Origin of the sequence: Salegentibacter salinarum (assembly GCF_900168115.1) — a bacterium.
GTDB lineage: Bacteria > Bacteroidota > Bacteroidia > Flavobacteriales > Flavobacteriaceae > Salegentibacter > Salegentibacter salinarum.
In genome coordinates this window covers 1-25,104 of sequence record NZ_FUZC01000024.1, presented here as the reverse complement: position 1 = coordinate 25,104, position 25,104 = coordinate 1, and the positions used below count along the sequence as shown (strand labels likewise).

Sequence of the window (25,104 nt, the reverse complement as noted above, 5' to 3'; positions counted from 1 at the left end):
AAATTAATCTTTAGGAATGGATGAAAAATTTATTTCTGGTTGGTTTGTGATTAGAGAAACATCATACCTGAATTTTACCTGCCCGGTCTGAAAACCAATATCTTCAACAATCACGTCAATAGTCGCGGAATTTCTTAAACCAGCTTCTACGGGAAAGACCAGTAAAAGACTTGTTGCCCGGCTTAATCCATACATCCGAGGATAAGAAAAATCAACCATTTGAATAGTATCTTTATTCGAAGTAACCATACTGACTTTATCTTGAAAATTAAATGATAGTGTACTTACCATTTTACCAAACTCCGCACGGTCCTGAGCCAGGGTATTTAGCACTTCCCTGTTGTCGCTAGAGATTGCCAGGTTGAAATACATAAAATCTTTTAATGCAGCACGAAGACTATCAACTTCTTGAATGGAAAAATTATTTTCTAAATGCTGATCAACCAGAAGATCAGTAGGCTTATACATCAACTTGAAATCAATATTATTTATAACCTTTCGCTTTGTATAACCGTTATCCTCATTCTGCAAAAACTTCAACATATCTTCTCGATCCTCAAGAAAAGGGGGAGAGCAGGAGCATACCATCAAAAGAATTGGTATTACAAAAAGACAGGTATATTTAGTTACGCTTCTCAAAATCTTTATTCAAAGCTTCCAACACCTCTTCAGTCAAATCACTAGACCCATGCGCATACATCACATTTCCTGAGCCTGTAGCCCCAAATATAAGCTGGTATCCATGTTCCTCACCATATCCTTTAACAAAATCATTAATATCATTTAATACTGTCTGCGTCATTTTTTTATCTTCCTCCTGCAATTGCTGCTGAACGGCTCTTTGGTAATTATTAACCTGTTGCTGTTTACTGGTCAAAGCCTCCTTCTTCATTTCCAGTTCTTTTTCACTCAAAGAAATTCGGTCTTTCTCGTATGCTTGTAAATCCTGCTGCCAACTAACATTTAAACTATCCATATCGGACTTCAGTTTATTGGTTTTTATTTCAAATTTTTGTTTTTCAATAGCCGTACGATCATAACCGTTTAATAATCTATTTACATCAACATAAACTAATTCCTCTTTTGGCGAGAGGTAAAAGAAAGCAGATAAGCTTATAACAATCGCAATAAAAGAAAGGGGGATTGATAATTTGTTCATTATAAATTTGATGATTTGATTTCAAACAAACATATCCCTAAAACGGTTAAAAAATCAAAAACCAACCTTACTTTTTTTACGGTTTCACCTTACAATTTCTTGCGTTTCTTTTTATAGTATTGCCCTACTATGAAAGCACAAAAACTACCCTCGTTCAACCTACAGGAAATGCTAATTGTTTTAGCCATACTTGGTATTCTTTTACTTATAGCCCTTCCTAACTTTATGCCGCTTATTAGTAAGACCAAAGCACAAGAGGCAAAAATCCAATTGAAGTATATTTCAAACCTTCAAAAACAATATCAGTACTTAAATTCAAAATATACCGCTGATTTTGAAGCTCTTGATTTCGAAGCACCAAGAACCGTATTGGAGGAAGGAGAGGCAAATTATAGGTATGAGGTAATTGAAACTTCTTTGGACAATTTCAAGGTTAGAGCTACGGCAGTAGTGGATTTTGACGGTGACGGAGTGTTTAATGTTTGGGAAATCGACAGAAACGGAAGCCCAAAAGAAGTTATTAAGGATTGATTATCTTTTTCCTTAAATTTTTATTAATTGCAAGTCTGATTATAATCACTTATCAGGATTATAAAGATCGAATGGTTTGGTGGTTTCTTTTTCCTGTCTTTGCAATTACAGCTGGTTACCTTCATTTTATTCACGCTGTGGAAATAGTGTTTATATTAAACCTGGCAATAAACTTCTTGATAGTCATGATTTGTATGAGCGTGGGGTTTTTATATGCCCGGTTAAAGTTAAAAGTATCCTTTCTACGAGAAGCATTTGGGCTTGGAGATCTATTATTTTTCATAGGTTTGGCCGGGGCCTTTCCTACGGTGAGTTTTATTATCGTGTTTGCCGCTCTTTTGCTTTCGTCCCTGCTAACCCATTTTATTATAGCAAAATCGAGTGAATTGGATAGTGTCCCTCTCGCAGGCTATGCTTCTTTTTTCCTAACTCTCACTTACATAACAAATTGGACAGGTGAATTTTTAAATATTTATAAGATTTGAGCCCTAACTATAGTATTCCCGTAAACCTAAAACAGATTATCACCGCCAATCAAGCATTTCATCATCGCATAGTGCCTATTGGAAAGGAACAGGATATCACCATTTTCAAAACAGATTCTTCACACCAGCAGGAATTGAAAGAAGAATTGGAAATATTATTGGGGTTTCCTATTCAATTGGAATATGAGGATACATCCATAATCCAGTCCTATCTCTCCCATAATTACAGGCAAAGAACAAATTCCGCAAGCCAGAAGCTGGACTTTAAAACAAATTTCCTCTCCCAGCTACTGCAGACAGCTAAGGATTATAATAGTAGTGATATCCATTTAGAACCCCAGGAAGAAACTTGTAGGGTTAGGTTTCGACTGGACGGAAAACTTAAGGAACAATTTTTAATAGAACCTTCAGAATATCCGCAAATAATTAATCAGGTGAAAATTCAGGCTGGTTTAGATATTTCCCAAAAAAGGCTATCCCAGGATGGACGTATAACGGTTAAGTCTATTAGTAACGAATTTGATATTAGGGTTTCCACCCTCCCAACCCTTCACGGAGAGAAAATCGTACTGCGTATTTTAAAACGTGATGCGGAAGAAGTTAAACTCACCGATCTTGGTTTTACCAAAGATGAATTTGCCTTATATATGGAAGGTATTCGTAAACCAAATGGTATTATATTAATTTCAGGGCCTACAGGTTCTGGTAAGACCACTACCTTATATGGTACACTTAAAATCCTGAACACTGAAGAAAGCAATATCTTAACTATTGAAGATCCTATAGAATATACCTTACAAGGTATTAACCAGGTGCAGCTAAAAGAAGACATCGGGTTTGACTTCCCTGCTGCCCTTAGAACATTTTTAAGGCAAGATCCCGATATCATCATGGTTGGGGAGATTAGGGATGAAAAAACTGCTACAATGGCCATAAAAGCCGCTCTTACAGGTCATTTGGTGTTATCCACCATCCATACTAATTCCGCATGGGCAACGATTTCCCGACTCATAGATATGGGGATACCACCATACCTTATTGCCAGCACATTAAACCTTAGTATCGCCCAAAGGTTGGTACGTAAGCTGTGTGGTTTATGTAAGAAAAAAGTTCCAGTTAATGCAAATTTATTTCCTGATGGATTTGAGGCCCCAGATTCTTTAAATTTCTGTTATGAGGCTGTAGGTTGTCCCAATTGCTACCATACTGGCTATTTAGGAAGGCAAGCAATCTATGAAATATTACCCATTGAAAAAGAATTAGAAGTAGCTATAAAAGAAAACCGGCAACATATTGAAGAATATGTTCAAACGAAAGGTTTAAAGACGTTAAAAAATAACGCTATCAGACTATTGATGGAAGGGGAAACCTCAATTGAGGAGGTCTACTCCCTTCTTAAATAAAGAAACCAATGAGCATTAGACATTTTGTTTTATTTTTAATAATACTATTTTTAGGGTTCAAAGGCTTTGGACAGGAACAAACCAGGCTTAGTTCCCTGCAAAATCGATTAGAAGTCCTGGCCATAGAATATCCAGAACTCGACGAGAAAGTAAATGTTAATATTTCCAACACAACTCTTTCTAATTTTCTTCTGGCAATATCAGAGGTACACCAAATAAATATCAATGTTGACCCAGATTTAAATTCTGTTGAAATTATCAATAACTTTAATGATGTTTCTATCCAAAACCTCTTATTCTTTCTAGCAAAAGAATACAATCTCAAACTGGATATTACCGGGAATATTATTTCTATTTCCCGGTATGTATTGCCTGTCGCAGAACCTGAAGAAAAACAGCTTGTGGTTAAATATAACCCTATAGGAAATACTATAAGCCTTAATTTAAACGATAATCCCTTGTCTAAAGTTTTTCGAAAAATTACAGATGAATCAGGGAAAAATCTGGTATATGCACCAGGTATGGATGAATTAGAACTAAGTATTTATCTAAGTGAGGTAAATATTGATACGGCTCTTGAAAAATTGGCATTGGCTAATAATTTAAAAATGGCAAAATCAAAAGATGGTTTCTACCTTTTTAATACTCCTATTTCTGGTGGGGAAAGTAATGGCGTCGAACGAGCCATTAACAAAAATGATAATTTTTACTATAGGGTGGTTGATTCATTAAACCGTATAATTGAGGTAGATTTCAATAATGTTCCCGCCGAAGATGTGATATACACTATCGCTGAAGACCTAAACCTTAATTATTTTACTGCCTCATCTTTAAATAATATGGGAGAGGTAAGTGTAACTTCCGAAAGTATTAATTTTGATAAACTTCTGGAGAAAATTTTTGAAAGTCTAAAAAGTCAGGATTTTGAAAAGATAATCAATGACCAAAACCGGAATAGACCGCAAACCCAAGCGCAAAACATAAGTGAGCGAGCAGGTGCTGTATTCACTTATAAAAAAGAAAACAATATATATTATTTTGGTACTGAAAATCAATTAGCCCTTAAGCAAACAGAGGTTGTGCAATTAATGCACCGTTCTATTGAAATGCTATCAAACCCATCCTCAAACAGAAGACAAAATAGAAGCAATAGAAATAATTTTATGACAGGTTCCAGTAATTATATTAGTGGAAACAATTCCACTTTTGGTAATAATGGGATGAATAATAACAACCAATCGGACTTTAATAGGAATATTGATAGAAGAACTACCGGAGAGGAAGAATTAAATACCGAAGCTATCAAGAAATTAATTCCCGAGGATATTTTAAATGGAATCAATATTAATATTGATTCAGAATTAAATAGTTTTATAGTAAGTGGCCCCTCAACTAATATAGAACGATTCAAAAAATTTATTACTTACATTGATAAACCAGTACCTGTAGTACTTATCGAAGTGATGATTATGGAAGTAAATAAATCGGCAACGATTGAAACTGGTGTCTCCTTCGGAATTGGAGAAGAAAGAGTTTCTACAGAAGGACAGGCGTTTCCAACTACTAGTATGAGGTTAGGTGCTGAGACAATTAATCGCGTAATTGGTGGATTCGATGGATTTGGCTCCCTGAATATGGGTAAAGTCCTTCCAAATTTTTACATGGATTTAAAAGCTATGGAATCTAATGGGTCTATTAAGATCCTTTCAACTCCAAAATTAAGTACATTAAACGGTCATAAAGCATATCTTTCCAGTGGAGAAACAACTTATTATGCGGTAACCAACCAAAACTTTTTCGGTTCACAAATACCCCAAACTTCAGAAACAACCAATTACTATCCGATTGATGCCGAACTAGCGCTCGATATTATGCCATTTGTATCAGGTGATGGAGAGATAACCCTCGATATTAATGTTATTCAATCAAGCTTTAATGGTCAAAGAATAGCCGAAAATGCCCCCCCCGGAATGAATAGTCGGGAATTTTCATCTATTATTAGAATGAGGGATCAGGATGTAGCAATACTTGGCGGTATTGAGGAACGCACCAAAGATGATTCGGGTTCTGGGGTACCATTATTAGCTAGAATACCGGTGATAAAATGGCTTTTCAGTGAAAGAAGAAGGGAAGATTCAAAACGAAAACTAAATATATTAATAAAACCAACCGTAATTTACTAATGTCTTCATTATCTCATTACTGGAACTACGGGAAAGAGTATACGGCAATAGATTGGTGCCAACTTGCTGCTGACACTACTGAATATTATCTTTTAACTTCAACCAAAAAAAAAGGTGAACTTGAATTAAAAGAGTTATTACACTTAAATAACCTTGAAACTTTAATATCCAAACTTAAAAAAAACCAACATACCTATTTAAATATTAGCGGAAACCAGGTTTTAATCAAAACCACAGCTAAAACATCAGGCAACCATAATAGTATAGTAGAATCGGCCTTCCCGAATTTAGATTTAAAAGAATTCTATTTTCAGGTAATTAGTAATGAAACGGAAAGCATTGTTACTATTTGCCGAAGAAATTATGTAGAAGGAATTATCGATACATTAGCTAAGGAAGGGGTGGTTATACTTGGCATCTCTTTAGGCTTTACACCCCTTTTGAATATTACGTCCCTCCTGGGTGAATTAGAGATCGAAACGCACAGCCACAGCTTGGTAATAAACAAAAATACGATTGTTAACTTTAATAAAAATGATAAAATACTAGAGGAACAGCAGTATGATATTGATGGCATTCCTATAGGCGGTAGTTTTCTTATATCGCTAAGTTGTATCTTCTATTATTTTAAAAATGATAAAGATGTATTTTCAAATATTGCTGAGAAAAATTATCTTTTAAAAACGAAATTCCGACAAAAGCAATTTTTTAAGCAAACACTTATAATTGGCCTTTCTTTTATTCTGATTTGTCTTTTAATTAACTTTTTCATTTTTACAAATATGCATAGGGAATACCAGTCCCGTCAAAACCAGTTTGAAATTGAGGTTTCGCAACGGGAAATTCAAGAAAATAAAATCAAAGAAGTTCAAAGGAAAAAAGAACTTGTTGCTGAGATTATGCGAAATAGTAACTCTAATAGCACGCTCTATTTGAACCGTATAAGTAGTCAAATCCCTACCAGTATTACATTAAACAACCTTATATACCAGCCACTGGAGAAAAGAATAAAAGAAAATAGTCCTGTAGAGTTATCATATAATGACATTATCCTTCAAGGTGAAAGTAAGGATAAAGAATCATTTTCCTCCTGGATCCAATATCTTGAAGATATTCCCTGGATCAAAGAATTAGCTATCGAAAATTTCGGTTTTATATCTCAAAACACATCTGAATTCACTCTAAATATTGAACTTAAGGATGAATCAGAAAAATAAAAATATTGCCTTAATAATTGGATTACTGTTAATAGGGTTCTTATCCTATGAGTTTTCCATTTCCAATACATTAGAGGTAGTAGATAACCTGAAAGAGCTGGATAAAACTATTAACAAAAATACATCCCAACCTGAAGAAATAAGTAAAATTAATAAAGAAGAAATATATCTGGATTCTATAATTCAGGCTAAAAGGCTAGGTGATGTTTCCCTGCAGAATAACCTATTAAATGTTCTCAATAAATATGCTGAAAATGTAGGTTATAAAATTATAAGCTTTCAAAAACCTCATTTATTAAAAGATGGAAATACCACAATAACAACTTTTGGCTTTACCCTGGAAGGAGATTATAAATCCATTGAAAAAATTTTATATATACTGGAGAATCAGTATATTTTTGGAGAAATGACCCATGTTAATTTCCTAAAAGAAAAGGATTATGGGAAAAAAGAAGAATATTTACAATGCCGCGTTTTAATTCAACACCTCCAATAACTGAAGGAGAAACGACCCATCTGGAGCGCTAAAAAATGTTTTTACAATTTAATTTTACATTCAACTTAGCTTATTCAAGCTTGATTAGTTATTAAATCCTGATAGCTATATCTTAATGGGCCATTTGTTCGAAGAAGTCTTTTTTTTAAACAAACCCCATACTTTTAGCTTTCTCAATAAGCACCAGGTCTCCTTCCTTTTCTAACCCAAAGAGGTCTTTTAAGTTTCTTTTTCTTTTTTCTATAGCTGCCAAAGAAAGTGGAACTCTTTCTGGAAGCTTTTTTGTCTGAATCCCCTTTGATAAATAATAAATAATTTGCCGATCTAACTGATCTAGTGCTATATCATTTGTAATCTGTTTTCTGATAAAGGTATTTACAGTATGGCTATAACTAATTTTTCCATCCAACACTTCTTGAAAAGCCTTCACAAGTTCATTCGACCCCACATCACTCTTTATCAAAAGCCCTTCTGGATTGACATTTTTCACAATATTATATAATCTATAATTATCTTCATGCATTGTAAGAAAGATTAATTTTGTCTCTGAGGAAAGCATTTTAGCAAACAATCCCAAATCCTCCCCGGAATATATTTTTTTTTGAGTGTATTCCGGAAGGTTAATATCCATAAAGATAAGATCAAAAAAATTACCGGTTCTTAAGCTTTCCTGCAATTTATCATAAGCAGTTTTACAACTATTAGCCTCTTCAAAAATTATTTTAAATTCTTCATTTTGGGTTTCTAAGAGAATGTTTTTATAACCTTCTACTATAAGTTGGTGATCATCAACCATTAAAACCTTAACTAGTCTTTTCATAATCTTTTTTTTGGAATTTTAATTAATAAAATCGTACCCCTTGAACTGGATTTTATTTTTAATTTGCCCTTCATTTCCGATATCCTATCCTCAATATTTGACAAACCTATCCCAGTTTCATTTTTTTCTAAATCAAAACCCACTCCATCATCCGCTATTTCAAACTTCAACCACATTTCGTTCATATCAAATTTAATGTAGATATTTTTCGCATCGGCATATTTCCGAATATTTTGCAAACCTTCCTGCAGAATCCTGTATAAGTTTATTTTAACCCCATTCTTTACCGACTTCCAATCAATCCCACCATCAGCTACAAGGCTTATCTTAAAATCTTCATCATTCTCTACTTCATTCAATAATTCTTTTATAACACTCATAAATCCGGTTTCTTTTAATAATGAATCAGATTTTAGCTGATGGGAAATGGTTCTAATATCAGCTTCTATTTTTCTTAAATCCCCAATATAAACCGCCCTCTGAATTTCCGATTCCTTTCCTGTTTTATTGTTTAATACCTCCAGGTTTAACCGTATCCCAAAAAATTTGCTTAGAACAGAATCATGCAAATCCCTTGATATTCGCTTCTTTTCTTTACTGCTACCTTCTTCAAATTTTTGTTGGGAACTAAGCAATAAATCATATATTTTCTCATTGGCTTCCTGCTGCTTCTTTTCCAGGAATAATTTTTTATTTTTGGATTTTTGAACCTGTATGATATAAATCAATATTAAAAATAAGATAGCAATACCCGCACCTACAATAATTCCTATTTTCTGTCTACTCAATTGATCTGCATCCTCCTTGAATTGATCAGTTTCAAATCGAATCCGTACAAACTGATTCTGAATATTTCTCTCTTCTTTTCTTAAACTATCTGTCAATTCAATATGCCTGGTGAGATAGTTGGATGAATTAGCGCTATCAATGGATGCAAGTGATGTAAGTGATGCAAGCAAATCAGAATGATTATGGTTTTTTTCGGAAAGATCTCTCGAAACCTTATACAAGCTAATTGCCCGCTCATCATCTTTAATTAAACGAAAATAATCTCCTAAATGTAAGTTATTTACCGAAATCCCATCAATATGTCCTATTTCTGTCCTTAATTTAAGTGCTTCACTCATACACTTATACCCTTCATCCAAATCGCCATTAAACATTTTAGCATGACCGATATTGTCCAAAAGCATAGCCTGCATGCGGATATTTTCGCTATCGTTAATATCCAAAGCATTCTTAAAACATTCAATAGCGCTATCAAAGGCTTTCATATTCTTATAAGCCACACCTAAATTATTTAGAGTGATGACCGAATAATAATCATTGTCTAAAGACTTATTATATTCCTGTGCCAGGCGATGATATTCTACAGATTTCTGAAAATTCTCGAGATTATTATGAATGACCCCAAGGTTATTATAAGCCAGGTACAACTGTTTCGTCTTTCCCATTGGCTTCAAGAGTCTGATGGCTTGAAAAGAAGTGATTTCGCTACCTAGGAAATCACTTGCCTTTGTTTGTACGAGAGCTTGGTTAAGAAGCATTCTGCCAAAATAGAACTCTTTTCCTATTTCTTTATATAGTTTGGAAGAAGCATTGAAATAATAATAGGCGCTGTCCAGTTTGTCCTGCTTAACATAAAAATCAGCCAAATCCCAATAGGCCTCAGCGACACCGCTAGTATCTTTTTGCTGAAAAGAAAATTGGATGGTTCTATCATTCCAGTCCCTAAAATTTATAGAATCATTTTCAATAAGGTAATGATAGGAAACTTGGAAAAAAAATTTACTGCGCAACGAATCCATTACTATTTCATTTCCAATCCTTAATAAACTATCTCTGGATAGGCTTTGTATTTCTACAGATGTAACTAAGGAATTATAATCATCACCTATTTTCACCCCCTCTTTTGATTCACTCACACATCCAAATGTAGAAATAACTAATATTATGTAAATTACTGAACGGTAGATATTTTCTAGATAGTTAAAGCAGGCTTAGTAGCTAAGCCTGCTATTTAAAACAGATTATTATAATTTTATTATCACTCTCAATCCTTATTTTTTTTCGAATCAATAGGTACCTCTTCATCCCCCTGTTCCATAACATCAGAAAAAACTTCCAAATCGTTATTCTCGGGAAGGGGTTCTGGTTCACAGGCTGCAAAGAAAGAAAACACGAAGATAAACAATAAATTTCTAGTTAAGCTTTTCATAATTAATTTGTTGGATAAGATTTATAAAAATGGTTTTTACAGCGTAGGGAACTGTTTTGTTGACCCTAATCCAGCCATTTCTAAGCTGTGATTTACGATCACTTATACTCAACTAAGAATTCTTAATTATTTGTTAACAGGTCAAAAATAGAATGTGTTCGTTTAAACCTCTATTAAATGGGGATAGATAATGTGAGAGGCCCCTCACGAATGGTGAAAAGCTTAATAATGATGGTGAAAGGCTAAATTTTAATCAAAGGATAAATTAGTTTTGAAAAAAGAATCACGAAGTCGAGTCACATTGTCCTGGTATTTCTTTGAAAAAGGTATTTCAGTTACCGAGACGAGTTCTTCAAGGCTTATCCTGTTCTTTGCAAAATTTATTCTACGGATAAGATTACTATTAACAATATAGCTTTTATGAACCCTCACAAACTCGACAGGAAGCAATTGTTGATATATTTTGAGTGATTTAAAAGCCACAACACGATCTCCAGATGTCAAATAAAAATCAGTGGTATTATTATCAGCCTTTAGATAGAGAATATGTTTAAGTTTTAGAAAGTGATAATCTGAATAGGATTTAAGGCAAATCTGTCCGGAATCAGTCATCTTTTTTTTAAAACGCATCAACGATTTTCGAAGTTCGAATAAAGGAAGGGGCTTTAACAAATAATCAATAAAGTCATTTTTTATTACTTCATAAGCATAATTCTTACTTGCAGATATCGCTATAAATGAAGGAAGAACCTCTAAAAATTGATAAAACTGATTTACAAAAGAAAAGGGATCATTAATTCTTGGATTGTCCAAATCGATAAAAACAAATTGAGGCTTTGATTGAAGGATAATATCACAAGCACGTTCTCCATTCCCTGTATATCCTACGCAAGTAAATTCTTTAAAATCTATTGGCAATTCCAGTAACTTACTAATAAGTTCTGCATCGTCACTAATAATAGAATATGTAAACCCCATGACAATCTCATCTAATGAAAAATAGGATACCTATTGAAAAGCATCCTATTTTTCCTCTAAATTGAAGTCGTTAACCCTCTAACACTAATTACGACTCAATTTTTTATTTTTACTAAATTACTACTGTATTAACCACACAATATTTCCTTACATCTTTCAACTACCTTACTTTACTCTTAAACCTTTACGGTTAGGTTTATTAGACCCGGTATCACTATTAATTCCTGGCTATATCACTGAAAAAAAATACAAAATTAGATAGCTTTAAAACGCAGTGAAATTAGCTATTGATTCTATGAAAATTCAAATGTCAACCATACAATAATTACGGTTCAACCTTACTTCTTTATCTGTCATTATTACTACAAAAGGTGTCCGGCGCTTCATATTTAAATCATTGAATTTCTCATTGATTTCCTTCCCCTCCCTTTACTGCCCATTACCCTTTTTGAGATGCAAAATACCAATATTTAGAAGTTAGTCCAGATTGCATAAGCCAGTCGGGCTCCACCCTCCTTTTAATAAATCTTCCCTAATTCTAAATATTGAAAATGTATAAGCATCAAAAAGAGGTAACAGCAAACGGCTCTAAAAGAAATAAATGAAAATTAAATAGAAATGAAAAAGACCTTCTACATATCATCCGTATTAAAAAAAGAAAATCAAAAAGGAAATGCTACGGATAAAAAAAGTAAATGTTTTTTTAAAACCGCTGAAAGGTTCAGAGGTTCAATTTAACCACGCCTTACTAAGGCACTAATTTTTTTTCAATTATGAATACTTTAAGAAACAATGAAGCATAATTAAAAAAAGAGGGCTTCATCGTCGAAAATAGGCCCTCTTTTCTTACAAACTTGAAACGTAAACATCTATGAATACCAAAGTTAACGAAATAAATATAAGCTACTGCGGGAATATCAAAGTAAGTGAATTACCAAAAATACATTCCTCTGCTACAGCCGCAATCGTCTTTTTCGAAAATTGGAATAAAGACCAGATAGAACTCCACGAAAGCTTTAAAATACTGCTTTTGAATAACAATAACCGCATAAAATCAATTTACACCCTCTCAATCGGTGGAATTACAGGAACACTTGTGGATATAAGGATACTTTTTGCGATAGTTTTAAAAAGCCTGACTACCGCTGTAATATAAGCGGGATTGACTCTGAACGACAAACCGCAGCCGTAAGAGGAACGCTGACCAACGCTTTTAAAATGATTACAACACGTAAAATTTTCTTCTGTCTGTCAGCAAATGAGATTTCCCTGGATCTAAATAATCCAAAAAATCCGTGTGTAGTTACCATTGTCAATAATCCGAAAAATGAAACAGCGTACTCTCCCGTAATTGCGATGATTATACATACAGTCCTCAGGCAAATGAGTGTAAGAAACCTGGAAAGGGCTTTTGTATTAATGGAAGAAGCACCCACAATAAGACTACTACTGAATATGCACCGTGTACCGTCAACCTTTAGAAGTTATGATATTGCTACCCTTTACATTTTACAGGGAAAAGGCTAGTAAGGCAATTTTATCCAACCTTTCCTACCAATTCTTTGGTAAGGCCAATGACCCGGTTACTGCGGGCTATTATGAAAAGTTTTTTGAACTGGTAAAAAGGGAAATACTTAGCCTGAGCAAAGGGGAAGGCCTTAACCTTGATACCCGGATAACAAAGACCAAGAGAGAAGTATCCAAATTACGTGCAGATCTTTTTTTTGGACTTAAAACGGGAGGGTTTGTAGTTTATGCCGATGGAAAAGACAAAAGAATAGAATTTAAATATCAGCATTTGGAAAAAGCTCTGCCTGAAAATTTCCAGCATTATTCATGTGATGAAATTAACAATAGTTTTTCAGGTATCTATAACGATGTAGAATCCCTTTTAAAAACTTTGTGATTTTTTTTCAGATAAGCTTTGACTGATAAACCGTACATATAATATTCATTTCGAACAGAAACCCGTAGCCCTCAAGCTAATAACAATAATCTTATTGTATTAATACTCCCTAAATTCTCTGTTTAATTTCAACGTTTATATCATTGGAAGAAATACTTATACCTTATTTTCTAGGACGCCACGAATCAAAAGCAGCTTTTTCAACCGTAGGATTGGTAGGGTCCAAACGTAAAATTTGAATTGAAAAGTAATAAAGCACTCGAAAGTGAAAATCCCCTACTGCCTGCTTTCCAGAAAAGCTAATTGGCGCTCGTGCCCAATAAGGTACAGAGTGAGCTCCTCGATCTTCTCCAATAGTAAAGCATCCATAGCCTCTAAGTGGTACCCCTCCTCTTCAATGAACTCGGCTTTGGGAACTCCGGGCAGGTGCCCTTCCCTCTCAATATAGGCCGATAGGTTCGAAAGGCTCCTTAACTTATAGTCCGCTCCAAAGACATAATCAGGCCAGTTAGATACCGAGGCTACCTGGATATCATCGGTTAAAATGCCTCCATCAACGGCAAGGCGATAACCTTCCACAGGATCCGTCCCGATGCCCACTTCTTCCCCATTACAAATGATCACATCACATATAGATTCTTCCGGAGTGCCAGAAACACCAGCTAAAATTTGACCTGAATAATTTTTGACCTCTTTTTTAGTGTTGTCTTTAGAATGGCTTCCAAACGCATCAGCAAGAGACTTCTCACTCGTACCCTGCCATTTATAGGATTTATTCGAAAAATCTACACCCAACTTCTTTGATAATTCCATAAGATGCCTACCCTGATCAATAATATATAAAGTAAGCTCCTCTATCTTCTCCATTAAAAGCCTGTCCATCTCGGAAAGCGAATAGCCCTCAATTTCAATGGTCTTCACACTAGGAATTCCCGGTAAATGTCTATTAGCTTCTATATATTCTTCTAATTCATCTAGAGAACGTAAAGAATAATCAGAGGAGAAAACATAATCAGGCCAATTCGATACACTCTCAATCTTCACACCCTGCGAAAGAATGCCTCTAGTGACTCCGAGTCGGTAGTCTCCCGTATTCGAAGTGTTTATCCCAACATTCTCTCCTTGGCAGGAAAGCCCCGAAGACAGGCTGTCATTTGGTTTAACAGCGAAAAAAAACTGGTTCCTATGCAATACAAAATTGGGATCACTTTCCTTAACTGACGAATACATAAGCCCAGATGATTCTAAAACTTTAGAAGAACGCAATCTATCTAGTCTGTCACGTTGATCCAACAGGTACAAGGTAAGCTCTTCCATTTTCCTTAAATTAGCCTTATCTGCTCCTATTAATGAAAGACCATCAGAAAACACTTTTTTGGCAGATGGCAAACCAGGTAAATGACCATATTTCTTAATGTAAGAAGTCACAACTCCCAAATCCATAAGCTTATAAGCTTCTGAAAATACATAGTCCGGCCAGTTGGATACACCCATCACTTTCATCTCATCGGTATAAATACTACCTCCTACAGCCAAACCATAACCACAAGAGTTCTCTACATTCACACCAACACCTACATTTCCATCAACCTCAGTAATTAAACCCGTACACTCTGAGCTTTCTGAAGATAGGGTATACAACGCCTCCACTTCTGTAGGTGTTAAAACCCTATTATATATCCTTATATCATCTAAGGCTCCTTTAAAAGCCCACATCCCTTTTATATACTGGCCTATTAAGAAACTAAAATCGCGATGAAAATCTATTGAAGCAGATGCACTTATATCTCTGGAACCATCTAATACTCCATTTGCATATATTCTTAATTGTCCATCTCTGTCATATGTTACCGTTGCTAAAGACCATCCATTACTTTCAAGAATTGTAGGGCTTCTAAAATCAACTTCAGGCCCAAAATCGATAAAAGCGCGAATCCGACTATCCTCAATTCCAAATGCATATCTACCAGTTACATTTTGACCTTTAGCTTTAGACAAAATTGCCAATTCTCCTTTGGCACCAGAATCATATTTGAACCACGCTGACATTGAAAAATCTCCCGTTCCCATAGTAGGAATATTAGATATTTCTATATAATCATTTCCATCAAAATACATTGCTTTACTTTCCTCTCCAAACCGGTTAGATACACCAATAGCACCATGAACTTCCCCATCATTCCCATTAATAGTAAGATCAATTGCATCACCGTCAAGAGGCCAATGACCAATTAAACCATCTGTAAGATTTTGGGAGTTAAGAGAAAAACCACAATGAAAAAAAACTAAAAAGAATAAAACTTTTTGCATTTCAAACTAATATTTTGAGTTATTATTAAATCAATATCGCAAGGTTAATACAAACCACAAAAAGAAAAACACCCCTACTGCCGATGGCTTTGGCTTTCCAAAAAAGTTAGCTGCCGCTCCTGTCCGATAAGGTACAGGGTGAGTTCTTCGATCTTCTCCAATAGTAAAGCATCTATAGCCTCTAAGTGGTACCCCTCCTCTTCAATGAACTCGGCTTTGGGAACTCCGGGCAGGTGCCCTTCCCTTTCAATATAGGCCGATAGGCTCGAAAGGCTCCTTAACTTATAGTCCGCTCCAAAGACATAATCAGGCCAGTTGGATACCGAGGCTACCTGGATATCATCGGTTAAAATGCCTCCATCACCGGCAAGGCGATAACCTTCCACAGGATCCGTCCCGATGCCCACTTCTTCCCCATTACAAATGATCACATCACATAAAGCCTTGGGGGAAGCTTTTAAACTTGTCGAAACCCCTCCTTCAAAATGAGGGGCTGCCTTTTGGGTATGCGCAATGAGGGGGGGTGCAATATCCACGTTGTAGCTTTTATAAACAGTTTTACCTGAAGCAATTTCTTCATCCGCCACCGGAAGTATAACTCCCAACTCCCCGGATAAACTCTCTAGCTCGGACTCCTGGTCAATAACGTACAGGGTGAGCTCCTCTACTTTTTCCATTAGGAGCTTATCCATTTTAGAAAGACTATAGCCTTCACGGGCGATAGTTTTAGCACTCGGAAAACCCGGTAAATGTTTGTTTGTGCTGATATATGCTCGTAAATCATCTAAAGAAAGCATCGCATAATCATCAGAGAATACATAATCTGGCCAGTTACTAACACTTGAGACCTTGACCCCTTCGGAAAGGATACCACCAGCAACTGCCAAACGGTAACCAGAGGTTTGGCCTATCCCTATTCCAACATTGTCTCCATCGCAATACATAGTACCCGTAGAAAGACTGTCCGTGGACAGTGTCTTGAGGGGACCCTGACCTTCTTCTATCCCGGATTGCTCTAAAACAAAATTATAAGGTCTTTCTTTACCTTCCGAATAAGTAATGGCAGAGGCTTTTTCGACTTTAGGAGCACGCAATCGCTCCATTCTAGCATGCTGATCGAGCAGGTACAAACTAAGCTCTTCTAGCTTTTTCAAATTAGCCTTATCCATCTGCGTCAGTGAAATGCCATCCGCCAACACCTCTTCTGCTGAAGGCAAACCTGGTAAATGACCCTGTTCCTTGATATAAGAGGCCACATCTTCTAAATCCAAGAGGTCGTAAGTTTCCGAGAATACATAGTCAGGCCACATAGCCACGTCCATCACTTTTACAGCATCGGTATAAATGCCACCACCAACGGCCAATCCATAATCCCCAGGATTTTCAATACCTATCCCTATTCCTTCATCGTTTTCAGTAATTAACCCCGTACAGTCATCTTCTTCTGGATCCATGGTATAAATCATTTCTATCTCTCCGGCCGTGAGCACCCTATTGTAAATCCTAACATCATCAATATTACCTATAAATTCCCTACCATCCCCACTATAATCTCCTATATGAAGCGGCCACGGTTCATCTATATCTACATTCTGAGAATTAGATATATCAACTTCTTTTACCTTAAAATTATCCAGGTAAATACTCAGGAAAGAACTTCTATCAAAAGTTGCCGTTAATAAATGCCACTCCTCTTCCCCAATTAATTCGTTAGCGATATATTTGGAATTTTGTAAAACTACCCCAACTTTATTTCCATCTGCGATACCTATGGCAAATCTATCAATAGCTCCAGTAGAATAAGATTTTGCTACGATTGCTGATTCCCGTCCAAGTTGAGCGCCTTCTTGTATTTTAAACCAGGCAGAAATACTATAATCCCCTAATCCCATCTTCAAAACATTTCCAAAAGAGATATAACTATTACCATCGAAATACATTGCTTTATTCTCCTGACCAAAACGGTTGGATACTGGCACCGCTCCAAAAATTTGACCGTTATTAGTATCAAAACTCAAATCAAGTGCATCACCATCAAGTGGCCAATGGCCAATCAACCCATTTTCTAAATCCTGGGCATTTGTAAGACTACCAAAAAGAAAAAATATAATCCATATATACTTCATATCTTATTCCAAGTTTAGATTTTTAGACAAAGACTCTTTGAAAGTTTAATGCAGGCAAAACTTTACTATCGCGTCTTTTATAATTTTATTTGAAAAGCTAAATTATAGCCTTACAAATTAATTAGGGTAAGTATAAACCGTATTTTATGTAAGGTTTGTATTTTCATTCAGAAGATGATTTGACGCCCAGACAGATTAAAAACAAACTCAAAGGGCCTGGAGGTTCTCAATCTTTCTTTGCAGTAGCGGCTGAACGTGTAAAGCAAAAATATGATAAAGGAACTTTTTCTGTCGCGAAATCGAGCTGTCTATTCTCTATAACCTGGAAGAGTTTCTGAACCTCAAAACCAATCAAAAGAAAGAGGAGGTTATAAAATCAATAAAAGAGCGAAGACGAATACGAGTGAGTAAGACCAGAAAAGGTCAATATTCTTTTGAGGATGCCATTACCTATTTTAAGAGAAATACCCGACTGGAGTTTCGGGAAATGAATGAATCATTTCTAAATAAGTACAAAGCCTTCTGCTCCACTTACTTGGGACACAAGACCCGGACTATCACAAACCAACTTATTTTTATTAGAACCCTCTTTAATATTGCTATAAAAGACGGGATTGTTTCTCAAAAGTATTATCCTTTCGTGGGCGAAAAAGAAAAAATCAGAATTGGCTCAGGAAATAAAATTGGACTGACTGCTGAGGAAGTTACCAAAATAGAAAATCTTGCAGTGGAAAGTCATTCTTCGATATGGCACACCAGGAATGTCTGGCTTGTTTCCTTCTACTTTGCGGGTATAAGAATTTCAGATGTTGTAGCCTTGAAGTGGACAGATATAAAAGATGGCCGCCTGTACTATGTGATGAATAAGAATGAAAAACCATTGAGCTTTAAAGTCCCGGACAAAGCCAAAACCGTCTTTAATCTCTACCTGATGGATAAGACGGAAAACAATGGCTATATTTTTCCTTTTTTAAAAGATGCTGATCAACAGGATCCAAAAAGCGTATTTCTTAAAATGAGGAACGCTACTAAGGTTTTAAATAAATTCCTGAAACGAATAGCTGACGAATGTGAAATAGACAAAAACCTCTCAAACCACATAGCCCGTCATACCTTTGGAAATATAACCGGAGATAAAATACACCCCTTAATGTTACAAAAATTATATCGCCATAGTGACCTAAAAACCACACTAAATTACCAGGCCAATTTTATTCATAGAGATGCAGATGATGCACTGGACAGTGTAATTAATTTTTGAATAACGGTGACAAAACTTAATGAGAATAATCTTCCTTCAGAAAATCTTGTCATTTCTTTATTTTGGATATATATTCTTTTCATTACACGAAAGACTTATTAAAATTGTATTCTTATAAATCTATTATATTTGCCCTAAGTTGAAGATAGCGGTTAAGGAGTGGCCAACACCTGGCAGATGATGGGGGCGACTTTCGGCTGATAAGGACGGCGTTATCTGATATTAATCTGCAGTTAAGCCCCGTGTTAAGCGGGGCTTAACTTTATGTGGCGCAGAGGCGAGAGTCTCCAAACCGCTCCTTTCTCAACACCGAGATTAAAAACCTCCCGAAAAAGGAGGTTTTGCGTACATTTTCTTTTTAAATTGAGCAATAAAAACTTTGAGTCTTATATTCAGCCTCGGATGGCATTTCCCTGGTGATGGTATAAGACTTATTTTATGAGCCTTAAATGCGACTTTGGATTGCAGTTCCTTATGCAACGGTTTTAAAAAGCAGCTTTAGATATTTTTGTAGATTTTTCAAAAATCAATTCTATCTGATGAGCTACTTTTTAATTTAACGATTACCAAACTATTTCCGGATAATCATCGTAATTTAATTGGTCTACTCTACAACCTAATTCCTTGGCCCTGATTTCTATGTCAGCCTTCCACATTTTATAGGCTGGCGAAAATTGGGAATAGGCAATTAATAAATCTGGTATACCCCGAAATCTTCTTTTTCCCGGGGTCTTGCTCAAATATTCTATATTAATACCCTGCAGCACTAAAAAAACCAGGTCATTATGTATATTAATCTTTTGAGCTATGAAAAGTTGAATTTGTTGTGCGCCCTGGGGATCATAATCAAATAAGGCTTTTTTACAATTATATTCCAGGATATAAAGGTTTGCCTGATCCAGAGCATCCAACACTACATAACCTGCATTATATCGAAGAACAGAAATCAAATAGAGTAAGTCTGTCCATAGGTATCTAAAGCCTAAGTATTCAACTTTATTTTCCGAATCAAATACAAACTTTTCATTCAACCTTGAATGCTGGAAAGCTTTTCGAACTTCATAAGCAAAGCCCATTATTATGTCTGACTGTCCTTTTTCTTCTTTTTTGAATTCATTTAGTCTTTCTCCTATTTTGTGAATGGTTTCATACAGGCTTGCAAGGTCACCGTAATCACCCCATAATTCTATTCCTGTCCCTTTTTTGGTTGGGTTACTTTGAAGCATAAAAAAGCATTTTAATTATGTATTCTTTTTTCAAATATCACTATTTAAATCAATCTAGTATATTTAGTAATCACCAAATTTTCAATAATTATGGAAGAGCAGGGAGCATTTAAAGAAGTACCATTTCACGATGAATTCAGGAAAGAGGTCATTGACAAATTACTTGAATTACACCGTCAATTAGTTTTACTTGAACACCTTGAAAGGGGATCAAGAATGCCATTTTTGAGAAAGATAGCGATTCTTCGTGATTTTTTTGGGATTCAGATATTGAAGAATATTTATACGATAATGAAGGTCTTATACATATATAATAACCTGGAGAGGTTAATGGAAAAAACTTAAAATTTATGAGCCATTCCCTATATGGTCTTATCGGAAGCCAAAGTAATACAAGTTCCAAAAGACACTTTTTTAGACACTATCCCGCAAAGTGGGTAAAGTTAAAATAACAGGGGTTGGACTTTTTTAAAGTCTGACCCTTTTTTCATAGATCGTAAGGAACTGATTTAAGATAATGCCCCCAGTTCCTAATAGGTATTGACCACTTTTTAGTGGCTTCCCTTGTAGCCAAATATCGTTAGTTTGTTTCTTTTACAAATAGCAAGTTTAATGAATGAACATCTGATATTTATCTTTGGATAAAAAGCTCCATCTGCTGCCCTAACTTTCGCCAAATATCAGGTAAAACCTAATCCGTATATTAAGGACAGCAGATTTTTTGAGTTAAAGCCAGAGAGTATTTCGGGAAGAACCCATTATCACGATGTTAGCCACTCAACGCGGAGCATAAAAAACAATATTTATGCAAATTTATGGAATTGATTTATCAAAGAGTAAGTTCGATGTGAACTTTCTTGATGCAAATGGAAAATCTGTAAACATGACAGTGAAGAACGATTTGAAGTCAATATCAAAATTCCTGTCTAAAGTTCCGAAAGACACCGTACTCTGTGCAGAGAACACTGGGACTTATGGAGACCTTCTTGTTTTTCTGTGTAATCAGTATGAGATTAAAATTGCTTTGGTTCCGGGATATAATGTTAAACACAGCCTGGGCCTGGTTAAAGGAAAAACAGATCCTATTGACGCTGCACGGCTTCGGGAGTATGGAGAGAGGTTCTATGATAAGCTGTCGCTTAAGGTTTATCAAAGTGAAAGTATGTCGGAGCTCAGGCAACTTTATTCTCTTCGTTCCCAACTCGTCAAAGCAAGGAAACTGTTGACAACAGGCGTGCACGCAAGACAGCAGATGCCAATGCAGAGTATCATGACCAATAATATACTCAAAGCTACTTTAGACTCACTAGATAAGCAGATTAAAGAAGCGGAAGTAGAGATAATCTTAATTATCAGGGACGATGCGGAGCTTCAAGAAAACTACGAGCTATCAGTTTCTGTACTGGGGATTGGACCGGTAATAGCGACTAACTTAATCATCAAGACCGGAAACTTCGAGATTATTGACACAGCCAGGAGAGCGGCTTCATATGCAGGAGTATGCCCGTTCCCCAATGCTTCTGGAAATATGGTAGGGAAATCGAAAACAAGCCCTTTCGGCGATAAAGAACTAAAAACGCTGCTTTATCTAGGAGCTAGAGCTGCAGTGAAACACAACAAAGAATACAAGCTGTATTATCAGAAAAAACAACAAGAAGGAAAGCACCATTTCCTCATTATGAACAATGTTATGAATAAACTATTAAGAACGATCTACAGCGTGATCAAGAACAAAACACCTTACGACCGTAACATGTTATTTTTTCTATTTTCACAGTTTATGAGATAGTCCTCATAAAAAAACCACCTTGTTAAAGGTGGTCTATTTAGTTTGCATTTTAAGTTTATTTACTCATATTGTTCCAGTTCTTCATTTAAATCTCTGATAAACTCATTTAAATCGACAACAAATCCTGATTTCCCATTTACAGGAAAAACATTTATCAAGTAACTATTATCTGCGATTAAAGGTGCAATGGTATCTTCAAAATCATCTAAAGTTATTTTAAATGGAACGCAATTTCCCCAACCACTATCTAAATTGCTTTTTATAAAATCTTCCGCAGTCCAAAATGAAACAAGTGTATTCTCATCTATTTCGGACAATGCTAAATCGCCTTTTTCATCCACAATTGTCCAAAACTCCTCAAAGTCTGCAATCTTTTTTATAAAATACTTATACCGTTTAAAAGGCTTTAGTTTAGAGACATTCTCAACCTCTTTCGTGTTTAATTTCATATAATACGGTTTACCTTTTTAGTTAAAATTCTTCGACCAAAGGAATTGGTTTTTCAGAATATTTATTTTGTATTAGTATTACTCTTATCATTGTCATCTTTCAATATACTAAAAAATTCAGAGAATCCAGGGAATGGATTAAATTCGTTTACAGCCTTACCAAAGTCGTTATCTCCAAATATTACTGTGCCTAAATTATCCATTGTTTCTACATAAGTCATTGATATATCTAATACCGCATCTGCTGTTTCATTTCCTGTTATTGAAGTAGATTCTTCGGTAGAGGCATTAACTTCTTCGTTTGCCATAGTACCTGTTGCGACTGCCGTTGCTGTTGCTTCTTTTACAGGTCGCTCTTTATTCTTTCTACCATTATTATCATATTTATGTTGAGTTCTATGTAAGTCTCTGTCCTGTAAGTTAGAATGTTTATAATCATACCCTTTAGCAGCTTCTCGTCCTCTTTCGTGAGCCAAATCTTTTCCTGGTGGGTTTCTGATTGATTTCCTCTTACCATTTTTCATTTGGTTCATTTCAGATTTTATCCAACCCTTATCTGCTTTACTGGCTTTTGGGTCATTAACTACTTGTCGTAATCTATTTTGTCTACCAAGCCTACCTAACTTTTTAACAGCTTTTTTAATTAACTTTTTAATAGGATTTCCTGGACCACTTGGCGCCATCCCATCATAGTCTTGGAAGTAAATAGGATTATTAAATCCGAAGTTGTACGGACTATGGCGTCTCATTTTTTCAGCCAATGGGTCAAGGTTCATCCATCTTCCTAATGCAGGATCATAATTCCTGGCAGAGACATCATACCAATCTAAAATACTACCCGAGATATTCTCATCTTGCAGCTCTTTCCCCCCAAAACCATAGCGTTTTGCTGCATCATTACCCAAAGGGCTTCCGTTTGTATTGTAACCTTGGTGTGTTAATCCAAAAGGATAGTAGTTTTTCTCTTGGATGATCTGAAGGCTTACCGGGTTGGTATTGTTCTGGTTGGCATCAGTATAGCTTAATCTAATATTTCCGAGATGGTCAACATAATTATAGACATAGTTGAACTGCCCACCGTCATAGGATACATATCCTTCGGGATGATTAAAGAATTTTAAAGTACCTCCTTCATAGATAAAGTTACCCGCATAATCAGTTATTTTTCCCGGTATCTCCTTTCGGAGTTTTACACCTGTAGCATCATAGGTATATTTGATGACCTGGCTACTGGAATTATTGAACATAACCTCGGTTGGTAAATTAAGGTGGTTGTACTTTATACCACCGGCCAATATCCCTTTATTTGCATCGGATGTTAAGTTACCATTGACATCATACCCATAATCATCTCCTGTAGTATTGCCATCCTTAAACCCGTAGCCAGCTTCTCCATCCTCAATTTCACTTACCCTCAAGAGCTTATTCCCATCATAGTCATAGTCCAGGTAATCCATGGTTCCAAAGAGCGAAGCATCAGCATTTATATGTCCCTGCCTCTGTAAAGATAAAATATTTCCCATTTTATCATAGGCAATCCCGCTTAAATTATAATTCCCCGTATTGTCCGTGGCTCCGGTGATCCTATTCAATGCATCATAGCTATACCCATAAGAATTGCTTACCGGGTTACCACTTATATTCTCACTTTGGGTATTCCAGTGCGTCTCCGAGATGTTCCCGTTATATAGCGGGGCCGCCCCACCGGTAGGGTCATTATAATTGATCCCAAAACCAAAGAGATCGTCACCCAGATTCTCCGGGTCGTTGATTTGCTTAAGCCAACCCCGTATATTATACGCATAATCGATCTCCTGTAAGAAGTCATTGTTGTTTCCTGTAGAAAATTTTAATTCGCTTACGGAAGAACCAACCCTGTAGATCGATATATCCCCCAGAAGACTGGAGGTAGCAGGAACTACAGAGGTATAGACGGTTTCACCATTACGCTTGTAATGAATCAACTCTCCCTCTCGTTCCACACGCAGGATATCCCCGTTTTCATAAGGCCCAAATTCTCCTTTTTTATTTCCATTCTCATATACATTCAATATCCCATCATTCTGTGTGTACAAGGCATAACTTATAGTATTATAATGAGCACTGGTATTGGTGGGCGACAAGCCCATCATTACCCGGATATTGTCACTGGTCACCCTAGCTTGTATATAACCATCACCATTAAAAGATTCTGCCGTGGCCAAACCGGAATCACCCCAGGAGTTACTAGTAGTAATATTGGTGATCTCACCATCAGCGTCAACAGCTACCCCTACCAGATCCACAAAATCAATCGAACTTCCTGCCTCCAGGTCATCCATTAAATTACCACCTAACCCTTTTCTAATCAACTGCCCTAATTCGTCATAAGTATTCGAGGCTATAAGCTCTCCGCCTATCCCTATCCTGGCAGAGAATGTAAGCGACTCACTGGCCATGACCTCAAAGCCCGGTGCAAGGGTAATCGAGCCACTAGCCATCACACTACTGCTCTGGGCAACTACCTGGTTCAACACCAAATCTTCCTCTTCAACACAGTCCCCGTCA

The 25,104-nt window shown here is 36.0% G+C and carries 23 protein-coding genes; 12 read left to right on the top strand and 11 right to left on the bottom strand.

Annotated features, from left to right (window positions below; translation table 11 throughout):
• Positions 1–3: 3 nt before the first annotated feature.
• Positions 4–468: a hypothetical protein gene (locus B5X53_RS17970; RefSeq protein ID WP_143533281.1), complete on the bottom strand. Its 465-nt coding sequence runs from the start codon at positions 466–468 to the stop codon at positions 4–6.
• 154 nt (positions 469–622) lie between these two features.
• Positions 623–1,159 (bottom strand): OmpH/Skp family outer membrane protein, encoded by a 537-nt coding sequence (locus tag B5X53_RS17965; RefSeq protein WP_232764104.1) that lies wholly within the window; start codon positions 1,157–1,159, stop codon positions 623–625.
• A 129-nt stretch (positions 1,160–1,288) separates the two neighbouring features.
• Here B5X53_RS17965 and B5X53_RS17960 point away from each other — a divergent pair, with 129 nt between their 5' ends.
• From B5X53_RS17960 to B5X53_RS17935, 6 genes are read left to right on the top strand one after another with little or no spacing between them, the layout of a single operon-like run.
• Complete coding sequence (locus B5X53_RS17960) at positions 1,289–1,690, top strand: prepilin-type N-terminal cleavage/methylation domain-containing protein (protein WP_079714597.1); 402 nt, start codon at positions 1,289–1,291, stop codon at positions 1,688–1,690.
• The gene (locus B5X53_RS17955) at positions 1,687–2,175 is read left to right on the top strand and encodes a hypothetical protein (RefSeq protein ID WP_079714596.1); all 489 of its coding nucleotides are present in this window, start codon (positions 1,687–1,689) and stop codon (positions 2,173–2,175) included. Before B5X53_RS17960 ends, B5X53_RS17955 begins: the two co-directional genes overlap by 4 nt.
• A complete protein-coding gene (locus B5X53_RS17950; RefSeq protein WP_101023071.1) occupies positions 2,172–3,578 on the top strand; it encodes a GspE/PulE family protein in 1,407 nt (468 codons plus the stop codon). Before B5X53_RS17955 ends, B5X53_RS17950 begins: the two co-directional genes overlap by 4 nt.
• A gap of 8 nt (positions 3,579–3,586) precedes the next feature.
• Complete coding sequence (locus tag B5X53_RS17945; RefSeq protein ID WP_079714595.1) at positions 3,587–5,761, top strand: type II secretion system protein GspD; 2,175 nt, start codon at positions 3,587–3,589, stop codon at positions 5,759–5,761.
• Positions 5,761–6,978, top strand: coding sequence for a PilN domain-containing protein (locus B5X53_RS17940; protein WP_079714594.1), 1,218 nt, complete (start codon positions 5,761–5,763; stop codon positions 6,976–6,978). Before B5X53_RS17945 ends, B5X53_RS17940 begins: the two co-directional genes overlap by 1 nt.
• On the top strand, positions 6,962–7,474 hold the full coding sequence (locus B5X53_RS17935; protein ID WP_079714593.1) for a hypothetical protein: 513 nt from the start codon (positions 6,962–6,964) through the stop codon (positions 7,472–7,474). The genes B5X53_RS17940 and B5X53_RS17935 overlap by 17 nt, the downstream gene beginning before the upstream one ends.
• A gap of 145 nt (positions 7,475–7,619) precedes the next feature.
• Here B5X53_RS17935 and B5X53_RS17930 read toward each other — a convergent pair whose 3' ends face one another.
• The 4 genes from B5X53_RS17930 to B5X53_RS17920 all read right to left on the bottom strand — a co-directional run bounded on the left by B5X53_RS17930 (position 7,620) and on the right by B5X53_RS17920 (position 11,490).
• Positions 7,620–8,294 (bottom strand): response regulator, encoded by a 675-nt coding sequence (locus B5X53_RS17930; RefSeq protein ID WP_079714592.1) that lies wholly within the window; start codon positions 8,292–8,294, stop codon positions 7,620–7,622.
• A complete protein-coding gene (locus tag B5X53_RS17925) occupies positions 8,291–10,219 on the bottom strand; it encodes an ATP-binding protein (RefSeq protein ID WP_079714591.1) in 1,929 nt (642 codons plus the stop codon). Before B5X53_RS17925 ends, B5X53_RS17930 begins: the two co-directional genes overlap by 4 nt.
• A gap of 128 nt (positions 10,220–10,347) precedes the next feature.
• Positions 10,348–10,512, bottom strand: coding sequence for a hypothetical protein (locus tag B5X53_RS19090; protein ID WP_157822107.1), 165 nt, complete (start codon positions 10,510–10,512; stop codon positions 10,348–10,350).
• A gap of 249 nt (positions 10,513–10,761) precedes the next feature.
• Positions 10,762–11,490, bottom strand: a complete 729-nt coding sequence (locus B5X53_RS17920; protein WP_079714590.1) for a LytR/AlgR family response regulator transcription factor — start codon at positions 11,488–11,490, stop codon at positions 10,762–10,764.
• Between the two features lie 871 nt (positions 11,491–12,361).
• Between B5X53_RS17920 and B5X53_RS17915 the strand changes: the two genes are divergently transcribed.
• The 3 genes from B5X53_RS17915 to B5X53_RS17910 all read left to right on the top strand — a co-directional run bounded on the left by B5X53_RS17915 (position 12,362) and on the right by B5X53_RS17910 (position 13,396).
• A complete protein-coding gene (locus B5X53_RS17915; protein ID WP_079714589.1) occupies positions 12,362–12,646 on the top strand; it encodes a JAB domain-containing protein in 285 nt (94 codons plus the stop codon).
• A gap of 62 nt (positions 12,647–12,708) precedes the next feature.
• Positions 12,709–13,017 carry a type IV secretory system conjugative DNA transfer family protein gene (locus B5X53_RS18940; protein ID WP_143533280.1) on the top strand — a complete coding sequence of 103 codons (309 nt, stop codon included), beginning with the start codon at positions 12,709–12,711 and terminating at the stop codon, positions 13,015–13,017.
• Positions 12,977–13,396: a type IV secretory system conjugative DNA transfer family protein gene (locus B5X53_RS17910; RefSeq protein WP_079714588.1), complete on the top strand. Its 420-nt coding sequence runs from the start codon at positions 12,977–12,979 to the stop codon at positions 13,394–13,396. The genes B5X53_RS18940 and B5X53_RS17910 overlap by 41 nt, the downstream gene beginning before the upstream one ends.
• A 276-nt stretch (positions 13,397–13,672) precedes the next feature.
• Here B5X53_RS17910 and B5X53_RS17905 read toward each other — a convergent pair whose 3' ends face one another.
• Both B5X53_RS17905 and B5X53_RS17900 read right to left on the bottom strand, forming a co-directional pair.
• Positions 13,673–15,706, bottom strand: coding sequence for a LamG domain-containing protein (locus B5X53_RS17905; protein ID WP_079714587.1), 2,034 nt, complete (start codon positions 15,704–15,706; stop codon positions 13,673–13,675).
• Positions 15,707–15,780: 74 nt separating this feature from the next.
• Positions 15,781–17,832, bottom strand: coding sequence for a LamG domain-containing protein (locus B5X53_RS17900; protein WP_079714586.1), 2,052 nt, complete (start codon positions 17,830–17,832; stop codon positions 15,781–15,783).
• A 403-nt stretch (positions 17,833–18,235) separates the two neighbouring features.
• Between B5X53_RS17900 and B5X53_RS17895 the strand changes: the two genes are divergently transcribed.
• Positions 18,236–19,093, top strand: a complete 858-nt coding sequence (locus tag B5X53_RS17895; protein ID WP_232764105.1) for a tyrosine-type recombinase/integrase — start codon at positions 18,236–18,238, stop codon at positions 19,091–19,093.
• A gap of 563 nt (positions 19,094–19,656) precedes the next feature.
• Here B5X53_RS17895 and B5X53_RS17890 read toward each other — a convergent pair.
• Positions 19,657–20,319: a DUF6904 family protein gene (locus B5X53_RS17890; protein WP_079714585.1), complete on the bottom strand. Its 663-nt coding sequence runs from the start codon at positions 20,317–20,319 to the stop codon at positions 19,657–19,659.
• Positions 20,320–20,409: 90 nt separating this feature from the next.
• On the opposite strand from B5X53_RS17890, the gene B5X53_RS17885 reads away from it, so the two are divergent.
• A complete protein-coding gene (locus tag B5X53_RS17885; protein ID WP_079714584.1) occupies positions 20,410–20,664 on the top strand; it encodes a hypothetical protein in 255 nt (84 codons plus the stop codon).
• A gap of 460 nt (positions 20,665–21,124) precedes the next feature.
• Positions 21,125–22,108, top strand: a complete 984-nt coding sequence (locus B5X53_RS17880; RefSeq protein ID WP_079714583.1) for an IS110 family RNA-guided transposase — start codon at positions 21,125–21,127, stop codon at positions 22,106–22,108.
• 59 nt (positions 22,109–22,167) lie between these two features.
• Here B5X53_RS17880 and B5X53_RS17875 read toward each other — a convergent pair whose 3' ends face one another.
• Together B5X53_RS17875 and B5X53_RS17870 are read right to left on the bottom strand one after the other, a co-directional pair.
• Complete coding sequence (locus tag B5X53_RS17875) at positions 22,168–22,557, bottom strand: DUF2750 domain-containing protein (protein ID WP_079714582.1); 390 nt, start codon at positions 22,555–22,557, stop codon at positions 22,168–22,170.
• Between the two features lie 62 nt (positions 22,558–22,619).
• On the bottom strand, positions 22,620–25,104 hold a 2,485-nt coding region (locus B5X53_RS17870; RefSeq protein ID WP_234999250.1), incomplete at its 5' end, for a polymorphic toxin type 8 domain-containing protein.

Bases quoted from the DNA above. Each gene is read 5' to 3' on its own strand.
- B5X53_RS17970 (WP_143533281.1), bottom strand. From the start codon at position 468: ATGTATAAGCCTACTGATCTTCTGGTTGATCAGCATTTAGAAAATAAT.
- B5X53_RS17965 (WP_232764104.1), bottom strand. From the start codon at position 1,159: ATGAACAAATTATCAATCCCCCTTTCTTTTATTGCGATTGTTATAAGC.
- B5X53_RS17960 (WP_079714597.1), top strand. From the start codon at position 1,289: ATGAAAGCACAAAAACTACCCTCGTTCAACCTACAGGAAATGCTAATT.
- B5X53_RS17945 (WP_079714595.1), top strand. From the start codon at position 3,587: ATGAGCATTAGACATTTTGTTTTATTTTTAATAATACTATTTTTAGGG.
- B5X53_RS17940 (WP_079714594.1), top strand. From the start codon at position 5,761: ATGTCTTCATTATCTCATTACTGGAACTACGGGAAAGAGTATACGGCA.
- B5X53_RS17935 (WP_079714593.1), top strand. From the start codon at position 6,962: ATGAATCAGAAAAATAAAAATATTGCCTTAATAATTGGATTACTGTTA.
- B5X53_RS17930 (WP_079714592.1), bottom strand. From the start codon at position 8,294: ATGAAAAGACTAGTTAAGGTTTTAATGGTTGATGATCACCAACTTATA.
- B5X53_RS19090 (WP_157822107.1), bottom strand. From the start codon at position 10,512: ATGAAAAGCTTAACTAGAAATTTATTGTTTATCTTCGTGTTTTCTTTC.
- B5X53_RS17920 (WP_079714590.1), bottom strand. From the start codon at position 11,490: ATGGGGTTTACATATTCTATTATTAGTGACGATGCAGAACTTATTAGT.
- B5X53_RS17915 (WP_079714589.1), top strand. From the start codon at position 12,362: ATGAATACCAAAGTTAACGAAATAAATATAAGCTACTGCGGGAATATC.
- B5X53_RS18940 (WP_143533280.1), top strand. From the start codon at position 12,709: ATGATTACAACACGTAAAATTTTCTTCTGTCTGTCAGCAAATGAGATT.
- B5X53_RS17910 (WP_079714588.1), top strand. From the start codon at position 12,977: ATGATATTGCTACCCTTTACATTTTACAGGGAAAAGGCTAGTAAGGCA.
- B5X53_RS17905 (WP_079714587.1), bottom strand. From the start codon at position 15,706: ATGCAAAAAGTTTTATTCTTTTTAGTTTTTTTTCATTGTGGTTTTTCT.
- B5X53_RS17900 (WP_079714586.1), bottom strand. From the start codon at position 17,832: ATGAAGTATATATGGATTATATTTTTTCTTTTTGGTAGTCTTACAAAT.
- B5X53_RS17890 (WP_079714585.1), bottom strand. From the start codon at position 20,319: ATGCTTCAAAGTAACCCAACCAAAAAAGGGACAGGAATAGAATTATGG.
- B5X53_RS17885 (WP_079714584.1), top strand. From the start codon at position 20,410: ATGGAAGAGCAGGGAGCATTTAAAGAAGTACCATTTCACGATGAATTC.
- B5X53_RS17880 (WP_079714583.1), top strand. From the start codon at position 21,125: ATGCAAATTTATGGAATTGATTTATCAAAGAGTAAGTTCGATGTGAAC.
- B5X53_RS17875 (WP_079714582.1), bottom strand. From the start codon at position 22,557: ATGAAATTAAACACGAAAGAGGTTGAGAATGTCTCTAAACTAAAGCCT.